Here is a 13,909-nt window from a genome sequence, read left to right on the forward strand (position 1 = left end):
ACGGGTCAGAAGCCGCCGCCGGGGAAGGTCGGACGGTGGTGGCGCGGGCGGCGCGCGCCGTACAGGGTGTCGATGTAGCGGATCAGTTCCTTGCCCGCAGCGGTCGCGTGGGTCCAGTTGGCCTCGATGTCTTCACGGATCTGCTTGGCTTCCTCGGCGGTGAACTCGATGCGGAGGGTGCCGTCGTCGGTGAGGGTGATGACCTGCATGGGGTGCTCCTTCAGGGTGTGGCGCTTGGGCGGTTTCAGGCGGCGAGGCTGAGGATGTGGGCGGCGATCCGGTGGAAGCAGGCGTGCCGGCCCTTGAGGCCGGCCTTGCAGGTGCAGCCCTGGGGGGCGCTGAGGTAGGTGCGGGTGCCGTCGCTGCTGACGGTGCGGAAGACGCGGCGGGCGCGGATGGCGACGATGCCGCCCTGCTCGATCAGTTCCTCGGCCTTGGCGACGAGGTGCGCCTTGTACTGGGCGACGATCTCGGCCTTGGCGGCGGCGGCGACCTTGGCCTTGCAGGTGCGGCCGTAGCCGTTGGCGATGGAGCGGGCGGCGCGGAGGGGGCGTCCGCAGCGGAGGCAGTGGGTGGTGGTCTGGCGGTTGGTGTGCTTCATGGTGTGCCCCCTCGTTGCGAACCTTGTGGGTACACAGTAACCAGAAACTATGTGGGTACACAAGGGGTGGCGCCAAGTAATCCGTGTGGGAACATGAGGACCATGGCAGCCACCGACGACCACACCTTCAGCACCCGCTTCCGCATCCCCAAACGCATGTGGGACGCCTACGGCCAAGTCACCGAACAGCAGGGCACCAACCGCACCGCGGACCTGGTCGACCACGTCCGCGCCTACATCAAGGACCACGGCGACGCCGAAGCCCTCGCCCAACTCGAAGCCTCGGAGCGTGAACTCGCCGAACGTCGGGCACGGAAGGGCGGCCGGCCCCGCCGAACCGCCGACCCCGCCTGACCGCAGACAGCAGTCGACCCCGCCGCCCGGGGGGTATCGGTGGCGGGGTCGTGCTGTGCGTGGGGGCCTCAACCCGCTCGGTGGCGGGAGGGATCCAGTTGCCTGGTTCCGGCCGGTGTCCCGACGCGCAGATCCAGCGTAGCGGCGGCGGGGTCAGTGGAGCAGGCGGAAGTCGTCCTGCCTCGACTGGGCGGCGCGGGCTACGGCTTCACAGAGTGATCGCATGCCCGCTTGGAAGTCGTTCAAGGCGACGCCGAGGGCGGCGGGCTGGCGTACGCGGCCCCGTTGGAGCTGCCGGAGCGCACGGTCGGGGTTCGGGTACGGGCGGTAGCTCATGGGTTCATCCTCTCGCGGTTGGGCCCCGCCCGGGGAGTGGTCGGGCGGGGCCGGTCGGGTGTGCGGTCAGCGGAGCGCGTCCGTGAGGAGCGGCCACATCCGGTTGCCGGCGGGCCCGAACTCGGGTGCGGCGACGGTGATGTGGCGGGCGCGGCGCAGCTCGTCGTAGGCGCCGGCACCGACCTTGCCCCACTGGGCGCGCAGGTCCCGGTCGGGCAGGGGCTCGCCGTACCAGGCGACGGTGCGCCCGTTGCGGGTGGTGGCGTCGAGCGGCTGCCCGAGGGAGACGAGGAGCCCGGCCTGCTGGGCGGTGCGCGCGATGCGGTCAGCGACGGGAGCAGGCGCGTAGCCCTGGACGGCGGCGCGCTGCCGCCACTGGCCGGAGGTGTCGCCGGGCTGGGAGTCGACGGTGAGCCACCCGCTGCGGTTGTAGGCGGCGAGGTGCCGGACGAGCGGCAGCGTCTCCGCGTCGATGCGGTCGCCGCAGTAGCCGGGGCACCAGCGGATGCGGCCCTCCAGCCAGCGGGCCATGAGCTGCCCGAGGTCGTGCAGGGTGCGGGCGTCCTTCCACTCCTGCTGGACGTGCTTGCGCCTCATGGTTCGGTCTCCTTCGTCAGGTGGCGGGTTACTGCTTGCGGGTGGGGACGTGCTGCTGGTTGGGGTCGTGTTCGGCGTGGTAGGAGGCGGCGAGGATCGCTCCGGCGCGGGAGTTGTGAGGCACGTCCTTGAGGTCGGGGCAGCCGGAGCAGACGACGCGGTGGGTGTTGGTGTGCTCATCGGTTTCGGCGTAGACCCACTGGCCGTCTGGGGTCTCGGAGATCCTGCTGGTGCGCGTGTAGGCCATGTCGTTCTCCTTCGTCAGGCGGCGGCGAGTGCCGGGCGTTTGGTGGGTGGGGTGGTGGCGGTGGCGGGGATCTGCACGTACCAGGTGCCGCCGATGGACTGGCCGCCGTGGCGCTTCTTCTCGTGCTCGCGGAGCACCTTGGTGGCGTCCTTCGGGGTGCGGTACCGGGGGCGGTCCCGCTTCCCGCAGGGGCAGGACCAGCCGTGGAGGCCGGAGCGTTTGTCCTGCCCGTAGCGGGCTTCGATGGCGACCTTGAGCCGGGGCGCGCGGGTGGTGGTCGGCTTGGCGGGGCAGGGCTTCGACCCTGCGAGGGTGCCGTCCTTCTTCTGCTTGGTGATGACGCCGCGGCCGCCGCACTTAGCGCAGCCGGCGTGGGTGCGGCGGAGGATCGCGGCGTCGACACGGGCGTGCCGGTCGGTGCGGCGGCGGGTGTGGGCGCGGGCGGCCCAGGTGCCGGCCTTCCGTGCGAGCCGCCCGGTGAGGCTGGCCTTGCGGGTCTTGCGGGTGGCGGCGCGCTTGGCGGCGGTGGTGCGGCGCTTCGCCGGGGCGGTGCGGGTCTTGCGGGTGCTGGCGCGCTTGGCGACGGTCTTGCCGGCCATGTCGGCCCCCTTCCAGGCGGTGCGGATTTTGTGGCGGTATGGGCGGTGATCAGCGGCCGATCGGCGGGTGATCACCGCAGGTCACAGCTGTTCGGGGCGCCGATCAGCGGGTGATCAGGGGTGGGGCTGATCGGCGCCTGATCAGTGGCCTGAACGGCTGTGACCTGCACTGATCGGCGCCGATCGGCCACTGATCGGCAGACTTATCGGGGCAAAGCGGCCAGGGCTTCGCGCTTGTATCCGCGCTGCCACTTGCCGTCCTCGCCCTTCACTCCGAGCGGGATCGGCGCACCGGCGCTGGCCCCCTTCATCGCCGTCTTCAATCCCTCCGCGTCCAGCCCGTCGTAGGCGTCGGGCCACGCGTCGGCGAGGGCCGCGGCGAGCGCGTCGGTCTGCATCCGGTCGACGTCCAGCTCGGCCATGGCCTCGATCGCGTCGGCGACAACCGACCGGCCGGAGGCGGGGCCGGCGCCCGGCCGGAGCTTCTCCAGGTGCAGCAGCCCGGCCGCGGCGAGGGTGTCGTGGTCGAACCACGGCCGACCCTGGGCGGTGCGGTCAGCGACCGCCCGCTGCACCTGGTCGCGGCTGATGCGGTGCCAGCGCCACAGGATCGGCCGCTCGAAGCCGGGCCCCTTGATGTAGAACTTCCCGGCGTCGTACACCCGCACGTCGTCCACGGCCGGGCGCAGCCGGTCCGGCCGGTATCCGTCGCCGCTGGCCCCCTGGCCGAAGACGAGGCGGACGTCCTCGGAGCGGGACGCCAGCATGATCCGGTAGGTCACGGCCGACGCGACGGCGTCACCCAGCGCGTCCTCGGTGGCCTCCTGCGCGGCGAAGATCAGGTGCACGCCGGTCTCACGACCGACACGCAGCAGCTCGATCGCCAGGTCCTTGGCTTCCTGCGGCAGGTAGATGAACTCGTCCACGACGGCGTAGATGCTCGGGTGCTCGGGGCTGGGCTCCCACAGGTCGCCCATGTCCAGCCGGTTCTTGACCCGGTTGCGGGCGGACGCCATGTCGCGCAGGTGCCGCAGCCACTCGGTGCAGGCTTCGCCGCCGCGGATGGGCGGGGCCGCCATGACGCCGGAGAACTCGGTCAGGCCGTCCTTGACGGGGTCCATCTCGACGGCGACCGCGTCCCTGCTCGCGGTGATGGCCTCCAGCAGGGACCGCAGGGCGCCCTTCGTCTTCGCCGACCCGGAGGAGCCGATGACGAGCATCGACATGCCGCGCAGGCGGAACTCCAGCGGTGCGCCGTCCATGCCTCGCCCGTAGGCGACGAGGTCCCGCACGGACAGCGACCCGGGCACGTGCACTACGGGGTCGGGCATGCCGGCGAACGGGTCGGACTGGACGAGGCGGAGCGTGATGTGGTCGGACTCGTCCATGTCGGGCTCGACGAGGGTGCCGCCCTTGGGGAGTCCGAGGTGGGTGTCGATGCTGCCGGTGAGGGAGTTGACCTTGGCGGGGGTGGAGCCTTTGCCCTTGAGGGTGACGTCGACTTCGCAGCCCCATGCGTGCTGGCCGCGCAGGCTGAGGGTGCGGACGCCGATGCCTTCGGCGGTGAGGGCGCGATGGACGCACTCTTCGATGTCTGCCGTGTCGGTGGCGTGCTTGAGCGGGTACGGCTCGCCGTCGTCCTCCTCCTCGGCTGCGCCGGCCTCCAGTTCGCTGTGGTGCTCGGGGGCGAACACGTCGCCGGCGGTGACCCGGTACTGGCGTCGGTAGCGGCCGTAGACGGTGAGCGTGGCGAGGAGTCCGGCGGTCATGACTGTGGGGGTGATCCACATGGATTCGGCGGCGGTCATCTTCGCGCCGAACACCAACGCCGACCAGCCCGCGGCGACGACGCCGGTGAGGCTGGACGGGGCGGCCCAGGCGAGGAACCTCCACCGCTGGCGGCGCATGGCGATGACCTTGCGGTGGCCGGCGGCTTCGATGCGCCGCTTGCCGTCTTTGTCGATGTGGCCGCCTTCGCGTACCCATTCGTCGCGGGCCCGCAGGTATTCCCAGGCGAGGACGGTGACGGCGCCGGCCCCGGTGGCGGTCCAGCCGCAGACGGTGCCGATGCCGCGCGCGGTGAGGCCGACGGCCCGCCCGGTGTAGGTGAGGACGACCATGGCCGGTCCGGCTTCACGGAGCCGGACGCGCCACTCGTCGGCGGCGTGCTGCTTCGCGTGGACGACCACGATGTCGCCGGGGGGTAGGCCGTTCTTGGCGGGGACGGGGATGCGGTCACCGACGCGCTGGGCGAGGGCCCAGAGCTCGTCGTCGATGTGGTCGGCGTCGTCGGTGTCGCGGGGGGTCTGCACGTCGGTGCTCACGGTGGTCTCCTCGGCGGTGTGTCAGCTACCGCTCGGGGCGGTCTTGCGGGCGGTCTCGGCGGCGGCGATACGGGCGGCGTTCACGTACTTCTGGGTGTCGCCCTTGCGGCGGATCGGGGGCTTCCTGGCGGGGCCTCGCTGGGCACGGGGCATTTGGTTTGCACGCTGCGCGTTCGTGACCTTGCTGGGCGTGCTTCCGGGGGCTTCGGAGCGGGCCGCGACGAGGCGCCGCTGCGCGCTGTTGCGGGTGCGGATCGTGTCGACGGTCTCGCCGGGCGGGCAGCCCTCAATGTCGATGTGCGCGCGATTCCAGATCGCGTCGGTGACGGTCGTCTGACCGAGCGCCGCGGCGAGCACGACGGCGTGAGGCCACACCTTCGGGAACAGCTCGGCGCGCTGCGCCGCGAGCTGCTCGGTGGCTTCGCGCAGGGCCTTCTCCTGGTACGCCTCGCGCTCGGCGGCCAGCAGCTTGTCGGCGGCCTGTCGCTCGGCCTCGGCCTTGGCCGTCTTGCGGTCGGCGCGGCGCTGCCGCCAGGTGGGCTTGCCGTCGCGGCGTGCGATCCGTCCATGCTCGTGCAGGTCCCACATGCCCGGCCCGGCGACGGAGGCGAGGGCGGTGCCGAACGCGGTCGCGACATCGAACGCAGCGAGACCGTGGACGATGTTGATCGTGGCGGCGGTGAGGGCGCCGGCCCAGGCGACCGCGCGGTAGTGCCAGTGCGGGCGCCCGGCGGTGACTGCGGCGGCGGCGCCGATGAGGGCGACGAGCGCGATCACCTCGATGAAGATCGGGGCGACGAGCAGGTACTTCGCTTCGGGCCGGTAGAACGCGGCCATCTGGACGGGCAGGGCGACAGCGGCACACAGCCCGTAGAAGCTCTTCGCGGTCCGGCGCCACCTGGTGGTCGCGGTGTCGACGGCCTGCTCGGCGTCGGCCTTCTCGGCCTTCTCGGCTTCGGCGGCTTCCTGCTCTTCGGCGGCGGCACGGTTGGCTGCCTGCTCGCGGCGGTTCGCCTCAGCGATCTTCGCGGCGTTGTCGGCCTTCTCCTTCTCCAGTCGCATCGCGGCCCGCTCGTTGGCGATGCGGAGGCGTTCGGCTTCCTCGCGGGCCTTGATACGGACAGCTTCGGCGGCGGCCTCGGCGGCGATGCGCTTGGCCTCGACCTCGGCGGCGGTGCGGGCGCGGATCGCGTCGGCTTCGGCGTCGACGACACCGGCCCGCGCCCACGACTCCGCGTGCGAAGCCCCCGGCACCTCGGTGCCGTTGGCGTGTCCGGTAGCGGTACCCATCGGAGTGTCCTTCCTGGTCAGACGGTGGTCGTGTGGGTGCTGTGGGTGCGGAGCCACTGCTCGACTTCGGCGGCGAGCTGGTCGTCCGGGCAGTCGGGGTGCGGATGCGGGTCGTCCTCGTCGTCGCCGGGCCCGTCGTCGCACCGGTGGTGGGTGTCGCACCACCACCAGCCCCGACACCAGCCGTTGTGAGCGACGACCAGGCCGGTGCGCCACGCCGCGTGGCCGTAGCCGACGGCGGCGACCAGCGCGGCGGGGTACAGCGGCAGGGAGCCGAACGCGATGCCGAGGGTGATCGCGGAGGCGGCGAACCCGGAACCGTTGAGGGCCCACCAGGTGGTGGTGCAGCCCTTGTTGAGAAGTCGGGGGCGGTCGGTGACGGTCCAGCCGCTCATCGCGGGTCTCCTTCCTGGTCGGGGTGGGGTGACGGTTAGTAGGCGGGGCCGTCGTAGGTGGTGATGCGGAGTCGGGCGGTGGGGTGTGCGCGCTGCGTGTGGAGTACGTCGGCGGCGAGCATGTCGAGGCTGTTGGTGGAGTTGAAGGAGAGGAGTTGGCCGGTCTGGTCGTGGATGCGGTAGTGGATCTCGGGGGTGATGGCCTGTCGGCGGACGGGGAGGGGCTTGCCGTTCCAGGTGTCGTAGGTGTTCATCGGGGTCCTCTCGGCGGGGGTGGTCTGTTGGTGGGTTAGCGGCCGGGGGCGTTGCCGGGCGCCATACGGATCTCGCCGTACTCACCGAGGACCCAGTCGTGGTGCGGGCGGCAGAAGTACCGGCCGGGCGCCTTGGGCTCGCCGCAGAAGCGGTTGCCGGAGTTGTGCCAGCTACCGATCTGGATCTGGTATCCGCAGGTCTGGCTGCTGCGGTCGGGCGCGTGGTGGAGTTCCTTCGGCATGTCGTACTCCTCTCGGTCGGGGGTCAGGTCCACCGGGACAGTTCGTCGAGCAGGGTGTTGACCGTGGTGGCGGTGCGGTCGGCGGCGGCGTGTCGTCCGGCAGCGGTGTGGTCGCGCTGCGCGGCTCGGGCGGCCTGGATGTCGGCCTGGAGGTCGCGGGTCGTGGCGGCCTTGTCGGCGGCGGAGCCGATGGGGTGGGTCATCGGGGTGCTCCTTCGGTGGGTCGGGCGGTGGCGGATCGCCAGCCGGTGCGGAATTCCTTGGCCAGTTCCTCGGCGAGGCGGCGGCCGATGATGGAGGCGAGGGGCGGCATCCCTGTGCGGATGCTGGCCTCGATCTCCGCCCTCACCGCCGCACGGGCCAGCAGCTCCACCACCGGCCGGGTGATGCGGATGGTGAGGACGACGACGCCGAGCAGCAGGCACAGGGCGACGGTGAGGGTGTGGAGGGTGCACGCCCACACCCGGCGGGCCGCACGCCGCAGCCACGACGGTTGCGAGGTGATCTGGTAGGCGTGCACCGGGGCTCCTTGGGTCAGCGGTGGGCGGCGACGAGGCTGATCTCGCGCCGGGTCGCGCCGTGCTTGAGGGCGAGGCCGATGGCGTCGTCCTCGTCCTTGATGGCTCGGACGGCTACGGGCGAGTTGAGGCCGTAGTCGCGGACGGCCTTGTCGGCGCGCTCGGATGCGTATCGGGCTCGGGTGATGGCGGTCTGCTTGTCCATGACGTCCTCTCGGGTCAGTCGTGGGTGCAGTCGGTGCGGGTGCAGGGGGTGTTGCAGCGGTCGCGGAGGGGGCCGAGAGTGGCGGTGGCGATGGCGTCGCCGACCCGGCCGCCGCGGTCACCGGCGACGCGCTTCCCGGCGTCGTGCAGCCTCTCGGCGGCGGCGTCGAGCTTCTTGGCGGTGGTCCGTCCGAACATGCGGCGTCTCCTTGTCGTGGTGGCCCGGGGCTGTCCCGGCTCCCCGCCCGTCCCCGTGGTGTGCGGGGGCGGACAGGCAGCCGTCAGTCCGGCGGCAGCACCTGGCAGTGGCCGAGGATCGCGAAGGCCACGCACTGCTCGTGGTCGGGCCCGGCCTTCGCGACGAGGGCTTGCGCCTTCCGGTCGTCACCGCCGTCCAGTTCCTTGGCAGCGTCCTTGAGTACGGTGGTCGGGATGGTCGGGCAGCCGTCGCAGTCCCAGGCCCGTCGCTGGCGGCGCCAGCGGCTGAGAAACTTCATGACGCCACCGCCTGCGCGTCGTTCAGCACGTTCAGCACGTGCTCACGGCGGATGCCGGACCGGTCCTGCCACTCCGCGAACGGCACCGTCACCCCCCGGGAGGCAAGGACCACGGCGACCGCGCGGGCCGCACCGTCCGCCGTCGCCTCATCCCCGTAGCCCAGCCAGTGCAGGAGCTGGAAGTCGCCGGCGATACAGCGCCGACCGGACCGGGTGCGGTACGCGCCCTGCGTCCAGCCGTGCCGCTCCAACACGCGGGCGGTCAACGCCAGGTACTCGGGCACCGACACGGGGCGGACGGCGCGGGCGTGACCTGCCGTCCGCCATACCCGGTCGGGGAGCCAGCGCAGGTACGACGGCGGCACGTCCAGTACGGGCGCCGGGGCCGGGACACTGGCGAGCGCTTCGGCGACCAGGTCGGCGGTGGTGCGGGTGACGAGCCGGTGCGCGGTGGGCGTGCCCTGCTGGGCGAGGTACTGCCCGATCTCCTCGTGCAGCCGGGCCACATCCGCCGGAGACAGGTCCAGCACGGTGGCGGTCATCGGGCACGCTCCAACTGCCGGGCCGCCTCACGGGCGAACTGGTCCAGCAGCCGCTTCCCGGTCGCGTCGTCCACGGGGAGGCTGTCGCCGCCGGACTGGTCGAACAGGTCCCGCAGGCCGGGCGGCGGGCTGGTGAGGAGCGGGCCGTGGTTGAGCCACAGGTAGGCGGCGGAGTGCGGGCCGCACATCGGGGTGTTGCCGAGCCAGGCGCGCCGGTTGTACCGGTACTCCTGGACTCGCAGCTCTTCGCCGCCGACCGGGGAGGCGCAGACGACGACCGCGTAGTGGACGTCGCCGACCTCGACGGTGTTCTGGTAGCGGAGGGCTTCGCGGTTGGCGCGCTGCCGGGCGAACCGGTCGCCTGCGTATCGGGCGAGGCGTCCCATCACGCCACCGCCTTGGGCTGGGTGGTGCCGTGGGCGGCGTTGGTGTAGGCGTCACGCGCCGCGGCCTGCCACTGCTGCACGGGCTGGCCGGTGTCGAGGCGTTCGACGATGCGCTGCACCGTGTTGTCGCCGCGCTGCTGCTCGCTGTAGGGGTTCGGAGCGTCCGCGTTCCGGGTCGGCAGCATCACGCCACCGCCGTGAGCGCGTCGATGTGGTGGCCGATCAGCTCGTCCACGAGGGACGGCTCGCCCGGGTACGCGTCGTCGTGGGCGGCGGCGGCCCGGTAGACGGCGCGGCCGTGGATGACGTTGTGGGTGTCGCGGGCGGTGCGGAACTCGGCGATGAGCGCGGCCCGGGTCTGCGGCCCGAACGGGCCGACGACCGAGGCGGGCGTGGCGGGGCGGGGTCGGGGGATGCGGGGGATCACGGGGCCGTTGTCGTCCCAGTCGCCGTTGCCCGGCTGGGGTACGGCGCGGTCGATCATGCCGCTACGATTGGCGGTAGCCATCAGGGGTCCTCTCGAAAGGCCTGGTGGTGAGGGCCGGCCAGCGATGTGGAGTCGCAGGTCGGCCCGTTTTCGGTTGTGGTGGTTGTCCGCGGACTGGGTCCGGTGGAGTGGACAGCCGTGACGACTTCAAGGGGGTCCTTGTAGCCGCTGAGGTACATCCTGTAGCCGCCCACCCCCCGCTGTCAAGGGGACTCTTGAAGTGGCGACAAACCGGCCCTACGCTACGTCCATGACAGAAGCGCTCACCTCCGCCATCGAGACCGAAACGGGGCGGCTCGCCACAATCCCCGACCCCGCCGAGCGCTTCCACGCAGCCCGCGAAATCCGCGAAGCCCTCGCCGCCGGCGACCGCGCCGTCAAGGCCCTCGAACGAGCTGCCGTCAACGACTTGAAGGAAGGCAGACCCTGGCGGGAAGTCGGCGAAGCCCTCGGCATGTCCGGCTCCCGCGCGGAGCAAATCGCCAGAGGGCGATGAAGTTTTCTCCATGCCGCCGAGTCAAGCCGCGCCACGAACCGCCCACCATGAACCCCTGATGCGGCCACGATGCAGCGGCAATGCACCCACAATGCAGACCGCCCGAAACGACCAAGCAGAGGGCCGATAGTGGACGTCATCGGCACATGGACCGGCCGCACCGCAACCGCCCTACAAGCCGCGCTCCGCATGACCAACGAGCAGTACGCCGAACACCTCGACATCGCCGTGCGCACCGTCGCGGGCTGGCACGCCGACCCGACCATCGTCCCCCGCATGGACTCCCAGCAGCTCCTCGACACCGCCTACGGAAGGGCCGACCCGACCGTGCTCCGCAGATTCGCCGCCCTGACCCGGCCCACGGCTGGCACGGCTGAGACTCAGGCGCTTCGGGTTGCCATCGCTGTCGTCACCCGCGGCGATGACGTGCTGCTGGTGTGCCGTCGCGGCTCGTCGTCGCTGACGTGGCAGTTCCCCGCGGGCGTGGTCAAGCCGGACGCGACACCGGCCGTCGTCGCGGTCGAGGAGACCCACGCGGAGACGGGCGTGCGCTGCACGGTCCGCGACCACCTGGGGTCCCGCGTCCACCCGGTGACAGGGGTGGTCGCCGAGTACCACGCCTGCGAATACCTGATGGGCGAGGCGGTCAACCGGGACCAGATCGAGAACGCGGACGTGGCATGGGTGCCGCGGACCGCGCTCACCCGCTTCATCCCTGAACAGAGCATCTACCCGCCCATCTTGGAGGCGCTGGCATGACCGAGACCACCGAACTGCCCGGCATTGCTGCCGCCGTCATCGTGGAGGCGGGCCGCGTGCTGATGGTGCGCCGCCGTATCAGCGAGGGCGAGTTGATGTGGCAGTTCCCCGCGGGCGGCATCGAGGCGGGTGAGACGCCGGAGCAGGCGGCGGTGCGCGAGACCGCAGAGGAGACCGGGCTGACGGTGGAGGCGGTGAAGGTGCTTGGGGAGCGGGTGCATCCGAAGACGGGCCGGCTCATGTCGTACACGGCGTGCTCGGTCGTGGAGGGCGAGGCGCATGTCGCCGACGCTGACGAGCTGGCTGAGGTGGCGTGGGTCGCGCACGGCGACATCCCGGAGTACGTGCCGTACGGCCTGTTCGGGCCGGTGCAGGAGTATCTGGACGCGGAGTTGGTGGGCGCTGCGCGGCGCCAGTAGCCCGCGCGCACGTGTGCCCCCTGCCGGGTGTTGGCAGGGGGCACGATGCTGCCCGGGGTCAGTGGCTGATGTAGATGCGGGCCTTGGGCACGGTGGCGCACTGGTTGCGCAGGCGGGTGAGGCAGGCGAGCGCGCCTTCGTAGTCGCCCCAGCCGTTCGAGGGTTCCATCCGCCGGTACACGTCGGGGTCGGCCTCCATCGCAGCGACGGCCCGCTGAAGGTCGCGGAGGGCGTCGCCTGCGATGCGGTCGTGGAGGTCGGCGAGCCGGTAGCCGAGGGCGCGGTTCCACATGCGGGCGACGTTGCTGGTGTAGTTCCCGACGTCGAAACCGGCTTCGTGGGGTTGGGGTCCGCCGGTGTCGACGGTGAGGTGGAGGCTGATGTCGTAGCTCATCGGGTTCTCCTGGTAGGTGCTGCGGGGGTGCGGGGGCGTTGGCCGACGGATTGTTTTGGCTCCGCCAGGTGTTCGACTGCCGGGCCATGGGACGCCCCCGACGCGTGTCAGAGCCAGGTGACGGCGGCGGCGTTGATGGCGAGGTGGATGGTGTTGTCAGCGATGATCATCAGCCAGACCGCCATCCAGGGCGGCCGGTCCTGGTGATAGCCGGTCGCAGTGCACTCCGACCACGGATGCCGGTACGCCTTCGGTGCCAGCAGGTTCTTCGCCCACACCACGTGCCGGGCGAGCCGGTAGTGGTCAATGACGGCGTGGGTTCCGACGATGACGGCGAGCGCGGCCGGGGACTGGGTGACGAGGAGGAACGGCAGGCCGTAAGTGAGCGCGTGCGCCCATGCGGGCCACCACCGCTTCGTCTTCTCGTTGGCCATCCAGTCGGATTGCAGCAGGTAGTCGCCGACGAGGTGGGCAAGGAGGAGGCCGAGGGCCACGGTTCCGGTCATGACGGCTCCTTGGTGGTGGTGTGGCATCGGCAGTCGCACGGCTGCCCGGTGAACTTGTGGTTGAGCCGGCAGCGGCGGTGCATGCGTTCGCGCCACGGCTGGAGTTCGGCGGCCCGCTCAAGCTTGTCGGCGGTGGCCTCAGCGAGGGCGTGTGCGGTCTGGCAGGCGGTGGAGGTGTAGCCGGTCAGGTGCGGCCGGATTGCGGCGCGCACGAGGACGGGGAGCAGCTCCCCTGTACCTCCGGGCGGGTTGGTCACGGCTGCTCCTCGGTGTCGGCGTGGTCGTAGTTGCTGTGGCCGCAGGTGGTGCCGTAGACGCTCACCGGGTGCCCGCCTTCGACCGGCCGGAGTACCAGGGCAGCGCGAGCCCGTCATTCTCGGCGCGCGGCACCAGATGCAGGTGCAGGTGGAAGACGGATTGCGTGGCTGGCCGCCCTTTGCTGGTGATCAGGTTGTACGAGCCCATGCCCGCGACGAGTTCGGCGGCGCAGAGCATCGTGGCTGCGGACACCTTGGGGTGGGCGACGAAGTCGGGGACGTGCTCGCGCGGGATCACGAGCACGTGGCCTTCGACGACGGGGCTGAGCGGGACGATTGCGATGGCCTCGGGCCACTCCTCGACGATCGTGGCGGGTGCGCGTCCGGCGACGATCTCGCAGAACGGGCAGGGCTGGTCGGTCATCGGTCTCCTTGGGTGTGGCAGGGGCAGTTGCAGGTGCAGCACTGGCCGTCGGGTTGGCCGGAGCAGGTGCCGGGGCAGGCGGTGTGCGCCCCGGTGCGGCAGTGGTCCCAGCGGCGTCGGAGCCGTGCGGTGGTGCGGTCCGGCTGACGGTGGAGACGCGACCTCACGAGGCGGCCTCCGGGGTGGTGTCGAGGGCGGTCGGGACTCGGCGAGCACCGTGCGGGATCGCGGCCAGCTCCCGCACCCGGGCGAGTTGGGCGGGCGTGATGCGGTGGCCCCGGAACCTTCGGCAGCGGGCACACGGACCCCACCCGTCGTGCTCGAAGACGGGCTGCTCGCAGATGCAGGCCTCGTGCGCGCTCTTGATGCTCGAGCAGTCCGAGTGATAGAGGCCGGGCTCGCCCTGCCACCAGCGCCCGCGCGGTCCGTCCCACTGGCGGGAGACGCAGACCGGGTCGCCCTTCCGGGAGCGGCCCCGGCACCAGGTGCAGCGGGTCAGGAGCCGCCGGCGCAGGTGCTGGAGGGGGTGCACCTGGATGCGCCAGTGGTGGACGTGCAGGCGCCAGTGGTGGGCGCGGCAGGTCGTGTCGTCGTAGCCGGAAGGGTCGCGGTGCCAGACGGTGATCATGCAGGGCCAGTAGAGGCCGACTCCGGCGGCAACCCAGAATGGGCCGCCGAGCCTCCAGCGGGTGTTCGTGCGGGCGGCTCGGTCGGTACGCCAGTCGGCACGCTTCGGCCAGGGGCGGCGGATCTCGAAGGCGACGGTCAGCGGGTCGTGCAT

Annotated in this window: 28 protein-coding genes; 4 read left to right on the forward strand and 24 right to left on the reverse strand. The window is 71.5% G+C overall.

Going from position 1 to position 13,909, the window contains the following annotated elements:
- Positions 1–5 precede the first annotated feature (5 nt).
- The gene (locus QNO07_RS09370) at positions 6–209 is read right to left on the reverse strand and encodes a hypothetical protein (protein WP_283991260.1); all 204 of its coding nucleotides are present in this window, start codon (positions 207–209) and stop codon (positions 6–8) included.
- Positions 210–244: 35 nt separating this feature from the next.
- Complete coding sequence (locus QNO07_RS09375) at positions 245–601, reverse strand: DUF6011 domain-containing protein (RefSeq protein WP_283991261.1); 357 nt, start codon at positions 599–601, stop codon at positions 245–247.
- 102 nt (positions 602–703) lie between these two features.
- Here QNO07_RS09375 and QNO07_RS09380 point away from each other — a divergent pair, with 102 nt between their 5' ends.
- Entirely contained in the window at positions 704–955 is a 252-nt protein-coding gene (locus tag QNO07_RS09380; RefSeq protein ID WP_283991262.1) for a hypothetical protein, read from the forward strand.
- A gap of 402 nt (positions 956–1,357) precedes the next feature.
- On the opposite strand, the gene QNO07_RS09385 is transcribed toward QNO07_RS09380, so the two are convergent.
- The 17 genes from QNO07_RS09385 to QNO07_RS09465 all read right to left on the reverse strand — a co-directional run bounded on the left by QNO07_RS09385 (position 1,358) and on the right by QNO07_RS09465 (position 9,894).
- Complete coding sequence (locus tag QNO07_RS09385) at positions 1,358–1,888, reverse strand: DUF6919 domain-containing protein (RefSeq protein ID WP_283991263.1); 531 nt, start codon at positions 1,886–1,888, stop codon at positions 1,358–1,360.
- 28 nt (positions 1,889–1,916) lie between these two features.
- The gene (locus QNO07_RS09390; protein ID WP_283991264.1) at positions 1,917–2,135 is read right to left on the reverse strand and encodes a hypothetical protein; all 219 of its coding nucleotides are present in this window, start codon (positions 2,133–2,135) and stop codon (positions 1,917–1,919) included.
- Between the two features lie 14 nt (positions 2,136–2,149).
- A complete protein-coding gene (locus QNO07_RS09395; RefSeq protein WP_283991265.1) occupies positions 2,150–2,734 on the reverse strand; it encodes a hypothetical protein in 585 nt (194 codons plus the stop codon).
- Positions 2,735–2,937: 203 nt separating this feature from the next.
- Positions 2,938–5,058, reverse strand: a complete 2,121-nt coding sequence (locus tag QNO07_RS09400) for a hypothetical protein (RefSeq protein ID WP_283991266.1) — start codon at positions 5,056–5,058, stop codon at positions 2,938–2,940.
- Positions 5,059–5,079: 21 nt separating this feature from the next.
- Positions 5,080–6,348: a hypothetical protein gene (locus QNO07_RS09405; RefSeq protein WP_283991267.1), complete on the reverse strand. Its 1,269-nt coding sequence runs from the start codon at positions 6,346–6,348 to the stop codon at positions 5,080–5,082.
- A 17-nt stretch (positions 6,349–6,365) separates the two neighbouring features.
- On the reverse strand, positions 6,366–6,743 hold the full coding sequence (locus tag QNO07_RS09410) for a hypothetical protein (RefSeq protein WP_283991268.1): 378 nt from the start codon (positions 6,741–6,743) through the stop codon (positions 6,366–6,368).
- A gap of 35 nt (positions 6,744–6,778) precedes the next feature.
- A complete protein-coding gene (locus QNO07_RS09415; protein WP_283991269.1) occupies positions 6,779–6,997 on the reverse strand; it encodes a hypothetical protein in 219 nt (72 codons plus the stop codon).
- 35 nt (positions 6,998–7,032) lie between these two features.
- Entirely contained in the window at positions 7,033–7,239 is a 207-nt protein-coding gene (locus QNO07_RS09420; protein WP_283991270.1) for a hypothetical protein, read from the reverse strand.
- A gap of 23 nt (positions 7,240–7,262) precedes the next feature.
- Positions 7,263–7,442 carry a hypothetical protein gene (locus tag QNO07_RS09425; protein ID WP_283991271.1) on the reverse strand — a complete coding sequence of 60 codons (180 nt, stop codon included), beginning with the start codon at positions 7,440–7,442 and terminating at the stop codon, positions 7,263–7,265.
- Positions 7,439–7,759 (reverse strand): hypothetical protein, encoded by a 321-nt coding sequence (locus QNO07_RS09430; RefSeq protein WP_283991272.1) that lies wholly within the window; start codon positions 7,757–7,759, stop codon positions 7,439–7,441. The genes QNO07_RS09425 and QNO07_RS09430 overlap by 4 nt, the downstream gene beginning before the upstream one ends.
- A 14-nt stretch (positions 7,760–7,773) precedes the next feature.
- Positions 7,774–7,962 (reverse strand): hypothetical protein, encoded by a 189-nt coding sequence (locus QNO07_RS09435; protein ID WP_283991273.1) that lies wholly within the window; start codon positions 7,960–7,962, stop codon positions 7,774–7,776.
- Between the two features lie 14 nt (positions 7,963–7,976).
- Entirely contained in the window at positions 7,977–8,159 is a 183-nt protein-coding gene (locus QNO07_RS09440; protein WP_283991274.1) for a hypothetical protein, read from the reverse strand.
- 83 nt (positions 8,160–8,242) lie between these two features.
- The gene (locus tag QNO07_RS09445) at positions 8,243–8,458 is read right to left on the reverse strand and encodes a hypothetical protein (protein WP_283991275.1); all 216 of its coding nucleotides are present in this window, start codon (positions 8,456–8,458) and stop codon (positions 8,243–8,245) included.
- A complete protein-coding gene (locus QNO07_RS09450) occupies positions 8,455–9,000 on the reverse strand; it encodes a DUF6197 family protein (protein ID WP_283991276.1) in 546 nt (181 codons plus the stop codon). The genes QNO07_RS09445 and QNO07_RS09450 overlap by 4 nt, the downstream gene beginning before the upstream one ends.
- The gene (locus QNO07_RS09455; RefSeq protein WP_283991277.1) at positions 8,997–9,386 is read right to left on the reverse strand and encodes a hypothetical protein; all 390 of its coding nucleotides are present in this window, start codon (positions 9,384–9,386) and stop codon (positions 8,997–8,999) included. The genes QNO07_RS09450 and QNO07_RS09455 overlap by 4 nt, the downstream gene beginning before the upstream one ends.
- The gene (locus tag QNO07_RS09460; RefSeq protein ID WP_283991278.1) at positions 9,386–9,571 is read right to left on the reverse strand and encodes a hypothetical protein; all 186 of its coding nucleotides are present in this window, start codon (positions 9,569–9,571) and stop codon (positions 9,386–9,388) included. The genes QNO07_RS09455 and QNO07_RS09460 overlap by 1 nt, the downstream gene beginning before the upstream one ends.
- Entirely contained in the window at positions 9,571–9,894 is a 324-nt protein-coding gene (locus tag QNO07_RS09465) for a hypothetical protein (RefSeq protein WP_283991279.1), read from the reverse strand. Before QNO07_RS09465 ends, QNO07_RS09460 begins: the two co-directional genes overlap by 1 nt.
- 229 nt (positions 9,895–10,123) lie before the next feature.
- Between QNO07_RS09465 and QNO07_RS09470 the strand changes: the two genes are divergently transcribed.
- From QNO07_RS09470 to QNO07_RS09480, 3 genes are all read left to right on the forward strand, one after another.
- Positions 10,124–10,369, forward strand: coding sequence for a hypothetical protein (locus QNO07_RS09470; RefSeq protein ID WP_283991280.1), 246 nt, complete (start codon positions 10,124–10,126; stop codon positions 10,367–10,369).
- Between the two features lie 129 nt (positions 10,370–10,498).
- The gene (locus QNO07_RS09475; RefSeq protein WP_283991281.1) at positions 10,499–11,128 is read left to right on the forward strand and encodes an NUDIX hydrolase; all 630 of its coding nucleotides are present in this window, start codon (positions 10,499–10,501) and stop codon (positions 11,126–11,128) included.
- Positions 11,125–11,547 (forward strand): NUDIX hydrolase, encoded by a 423-nt coding sequence (locus tag QNO07_RS09480; RefSeq protein WP_283991282.1) that lies wholly within the window; start codon positions 11,125–11,127, stop codon positions 11,545–11,547. Before QNO07_RS09475 ends, QNO07_RS09480 begins: the two co-directional genes overlap by 4 nt.
- A gap of 58 nt (positions 11,548–11,605) precedes the next feature.
- Here QNO07_RS09480 and QNO07_RS09485 read toward each other — a convergent pair whose 3' ends face one another.
- The 5 genes from QNO07_RS09485 to QNO07_RS09505 all read right to left on the reverse strand — a co-directional run bounded on the left by QNO07_RS09485 (position 11,606) and on the right by QNO07_RS09505 (position 13,909).
- Positions 11,606–11,941 carry a hypothetical protein gene (locus tag QNO07_RS09485; protein WP_283991283.1) on the reverse strand — a complete coding sequence of 112 codons (336 nt, stop codon included), beginning with the start codon at positions 11,939–11,941 and terminating at the stop codon, positions 11,606–11,608.
- 107 nt (positions 11,942–12,048) lie between these two features.
- Positions 12,049–12,447, reverse strand: a complete 399-nt coding sequence (locus QNO07_RS09490) for a DUF3307 domain-containing protein (RefSeq protein WP_283991284.1) — start codon at positions 12,445–12,447, stop codon at positions 12,049–12,051.
- Positions 12,444–12,704: a hypothetical protein gene (locus tag QNO07_RS09495; RefSeq protein WP_283991285.1), complete on the reverse strand. Its 261-nt coding sequence runs from the start codon at positions 12,702–12,704 to the stop codon at positions 12,444–12,446. The genes QNO07_RS09490 and QNO07_RS09495 overlap by 4 nt, the downstream gene beginning before the upstream one ends.
- A gap of 61 nt (positions 12,705–12,765) precedes the next feature.
- Positions 12,766–13,128, reverse strand: coding sequence for an HIT family protein (locus QNO07_RS09500; protein ID WP_283991286.1), 363 nt, complete (start codon positions 13,126–13,128; stop codon positions 12,766–12,768).
- Positions 13,129–13,291: 163 nt separating this feature from the next.
- Positions 13,292–13,909 (reverse strand): hypothetical protein, encoded by a 618-nt coding sequence (locus QNO07_RS09505; protein WP_283991287.1) that lies wholly within the window; start codon positions 13,907–13,909, stop codon positions 13,292–13,294.

It is taken from the genome of Streptomyces sp. 549, assembly GCF_030124175.1.
Classification (GTDB): domain Bacteria; phylum Actinomycetota; class Actinomycetes; order Streptomycetales; family Streptomycetaceae; genus Streptomyces.

Bases quoted from the DNA above. Each gene is read 5' to 3' on its own strand.
- QNO07_RS09410 (WP_283991268.1), bottom strand. From the start codon at position 6,743: ATGAGCGGCTGGACCGTCACCGACCGCCCCCGACTTCTCAACAAGGGC.
- QNO07_RS09485 (WP_283991283.1), bottom strand. From the start codon at position 11,941: ATGAGCTACGACATCAGCCTCCACCTCACCGTCGACACCGGCGGACCC.
- QNO07_RS09490 (WP_283991284.1), bottom strand. From the start codon at position 12,447: ATGACCGGAACCGTGGCCCTCGGCCTCCTCCTTGCCCACCTCGTCGGC.
- QNO07_RS09405 (WP_283991267.1), bottom strand. From the start codon at position 6,348: ATGGGTACCGCTACCGGACACGCCAACGGCACCGAGGTGCCGGGGGCT.
- QNO07_RS09440 (WP_283991274.1), bottom strand. From the start codon at position 8,159: ATGTTCGGACGGACCACCGCCAAGAAGCTCGACGCCGCCGCCGAGAGG.
- QNO07_RS09465 (WP_283991279.1), bottom strand. From the start codon at position 9,894: ATGGCTACCGCCAATCGTAGCGGCATGATCGACCGCGCCGTACCCCAG.
- QNO07_RS09395 (WP_283991265.1), bottom strand. From the start codon at position 2,734: ATGGCCGGCAAGACCGTCGCCAAGCGCGCCAGCACCCGCAAGACCCGC.
- QNO07_RS09445 (WP_283991275.1), bottom strand. From the start codon at position 8,458: ATGAAGTTTCTCAGCCGCTGGCGCCGCCAGCGACGGGCCTGGGACTGC.
- QNO07_RS09505 (WP_283991287.1), bottom strand. From the start codon at position 13,909: ATGCACGACCCGCTGACCGTCGCCTTCGAGATCCGCCGCCCCTGGCCG.
- QNO07_RS09415 (WP_283991269.1), bottom strand. From the start codon at position 6,997: ATGAACACCTACGACACCTGGAACGGCAAGCCCCTCCCCGTCCGCCGA.
- QNO07_RS09425 (WP_283991271.1), bottom strand. From the start codon at position 7,442: ATGACCCACCCCATCGGCTCCGCCGCCGACAAGGCCGCCACGACCCGC.
- QNO07_RS09450 (WP_283991276.1), bottom strand. From the start codon at position 9,000: ATGACCGCCACCGTGCTGGACCTGTCTCCGGCGGATGTGGCCCGGCTG.
- QNO07_RS09385 (WP_283991263.1), bottom strand. From the start codon at position 1,888: ATGAGGCGCAAGCACGTCCAGCAGGAGTGGAAGGACGCCCGCACCCTG.
- QNO07_RS09420 (WP_283991270.1), bottom strand. From the start codon at position 7,239: ATGCCGAAGGAACTCCACCACGCGCCCGACCGCAGCAGCCAGACCTGC.
- QNO07_RS09375 (WP_283991261.1), bottom strand. From the start codon at position 601: ATGAAGCACACCAACCGCCAGACCACCACCCACTGCCTCCGCTGCGGA.
- QNO07_RS09470 (WP_283991280.1), top strand. From the start codon at position 10,124: ATGACAGAAGCGCTCACCTCCGCCATCGAGACCGAAACGGGGCGGCTC.
- QNO07_RS09460 (WP_283991278.1), bottom strand. From the start codon at position 9,571: ATGCTGCCGACCCGGAACGCGGACGCTCCGAACCCCTACAGCGAGCAG.
- QNO07_RS09455 (WP_283991277.1), bottom strand. From the start codon at position 9,386: ATGGGACGCCTCGCCCGATACGCAGGCGACCGGTTCGCCCGGCAGCGC.
- QNO07_RS09480 (WP_283991282.1), top strand. From the start codon at position 11,125: ATGACCGAGACCACCGAACTGCCCGGCATTGCTGCCGCCGTCATCGTG.
- QNO07_RS09390 (WP_283991264.1), bottom strand. From the start codon at position 2,135: ATGGCCTACACGCGCACCAGCAGGATCTCCGAGACCCCAGACGGCCAG.
- QNO07_RS09370 (WP_283991260.1), bottom strand. From the start codon at position 209: ATGCAGGTCATCACCCTCACCGACGACGGCACCCTCCGCATCGAGTTC.
- QNO07_RS09500 (WP_283991286.1), bottom strand. From the start codon at position 13,128: ATGACCGACCAGCCCTGCCCGTTCTGCGAGATCGTCGCCGGACGCGCA.
- QNO07_RS09435 (WP_283991273.1), bottom strand. From the start codon at position 7,962: ATGGACAAGCAGACCGCCATCACCCGAGCCCGATACGCATCCGAGCGC.
- QNO07_RS09380 (WP_283991262.1), top strand. From the start codon at position 704: ATGGCAGCCACCGACGACCACACCTTCAGCACCCGCTTCCGCATCCCC.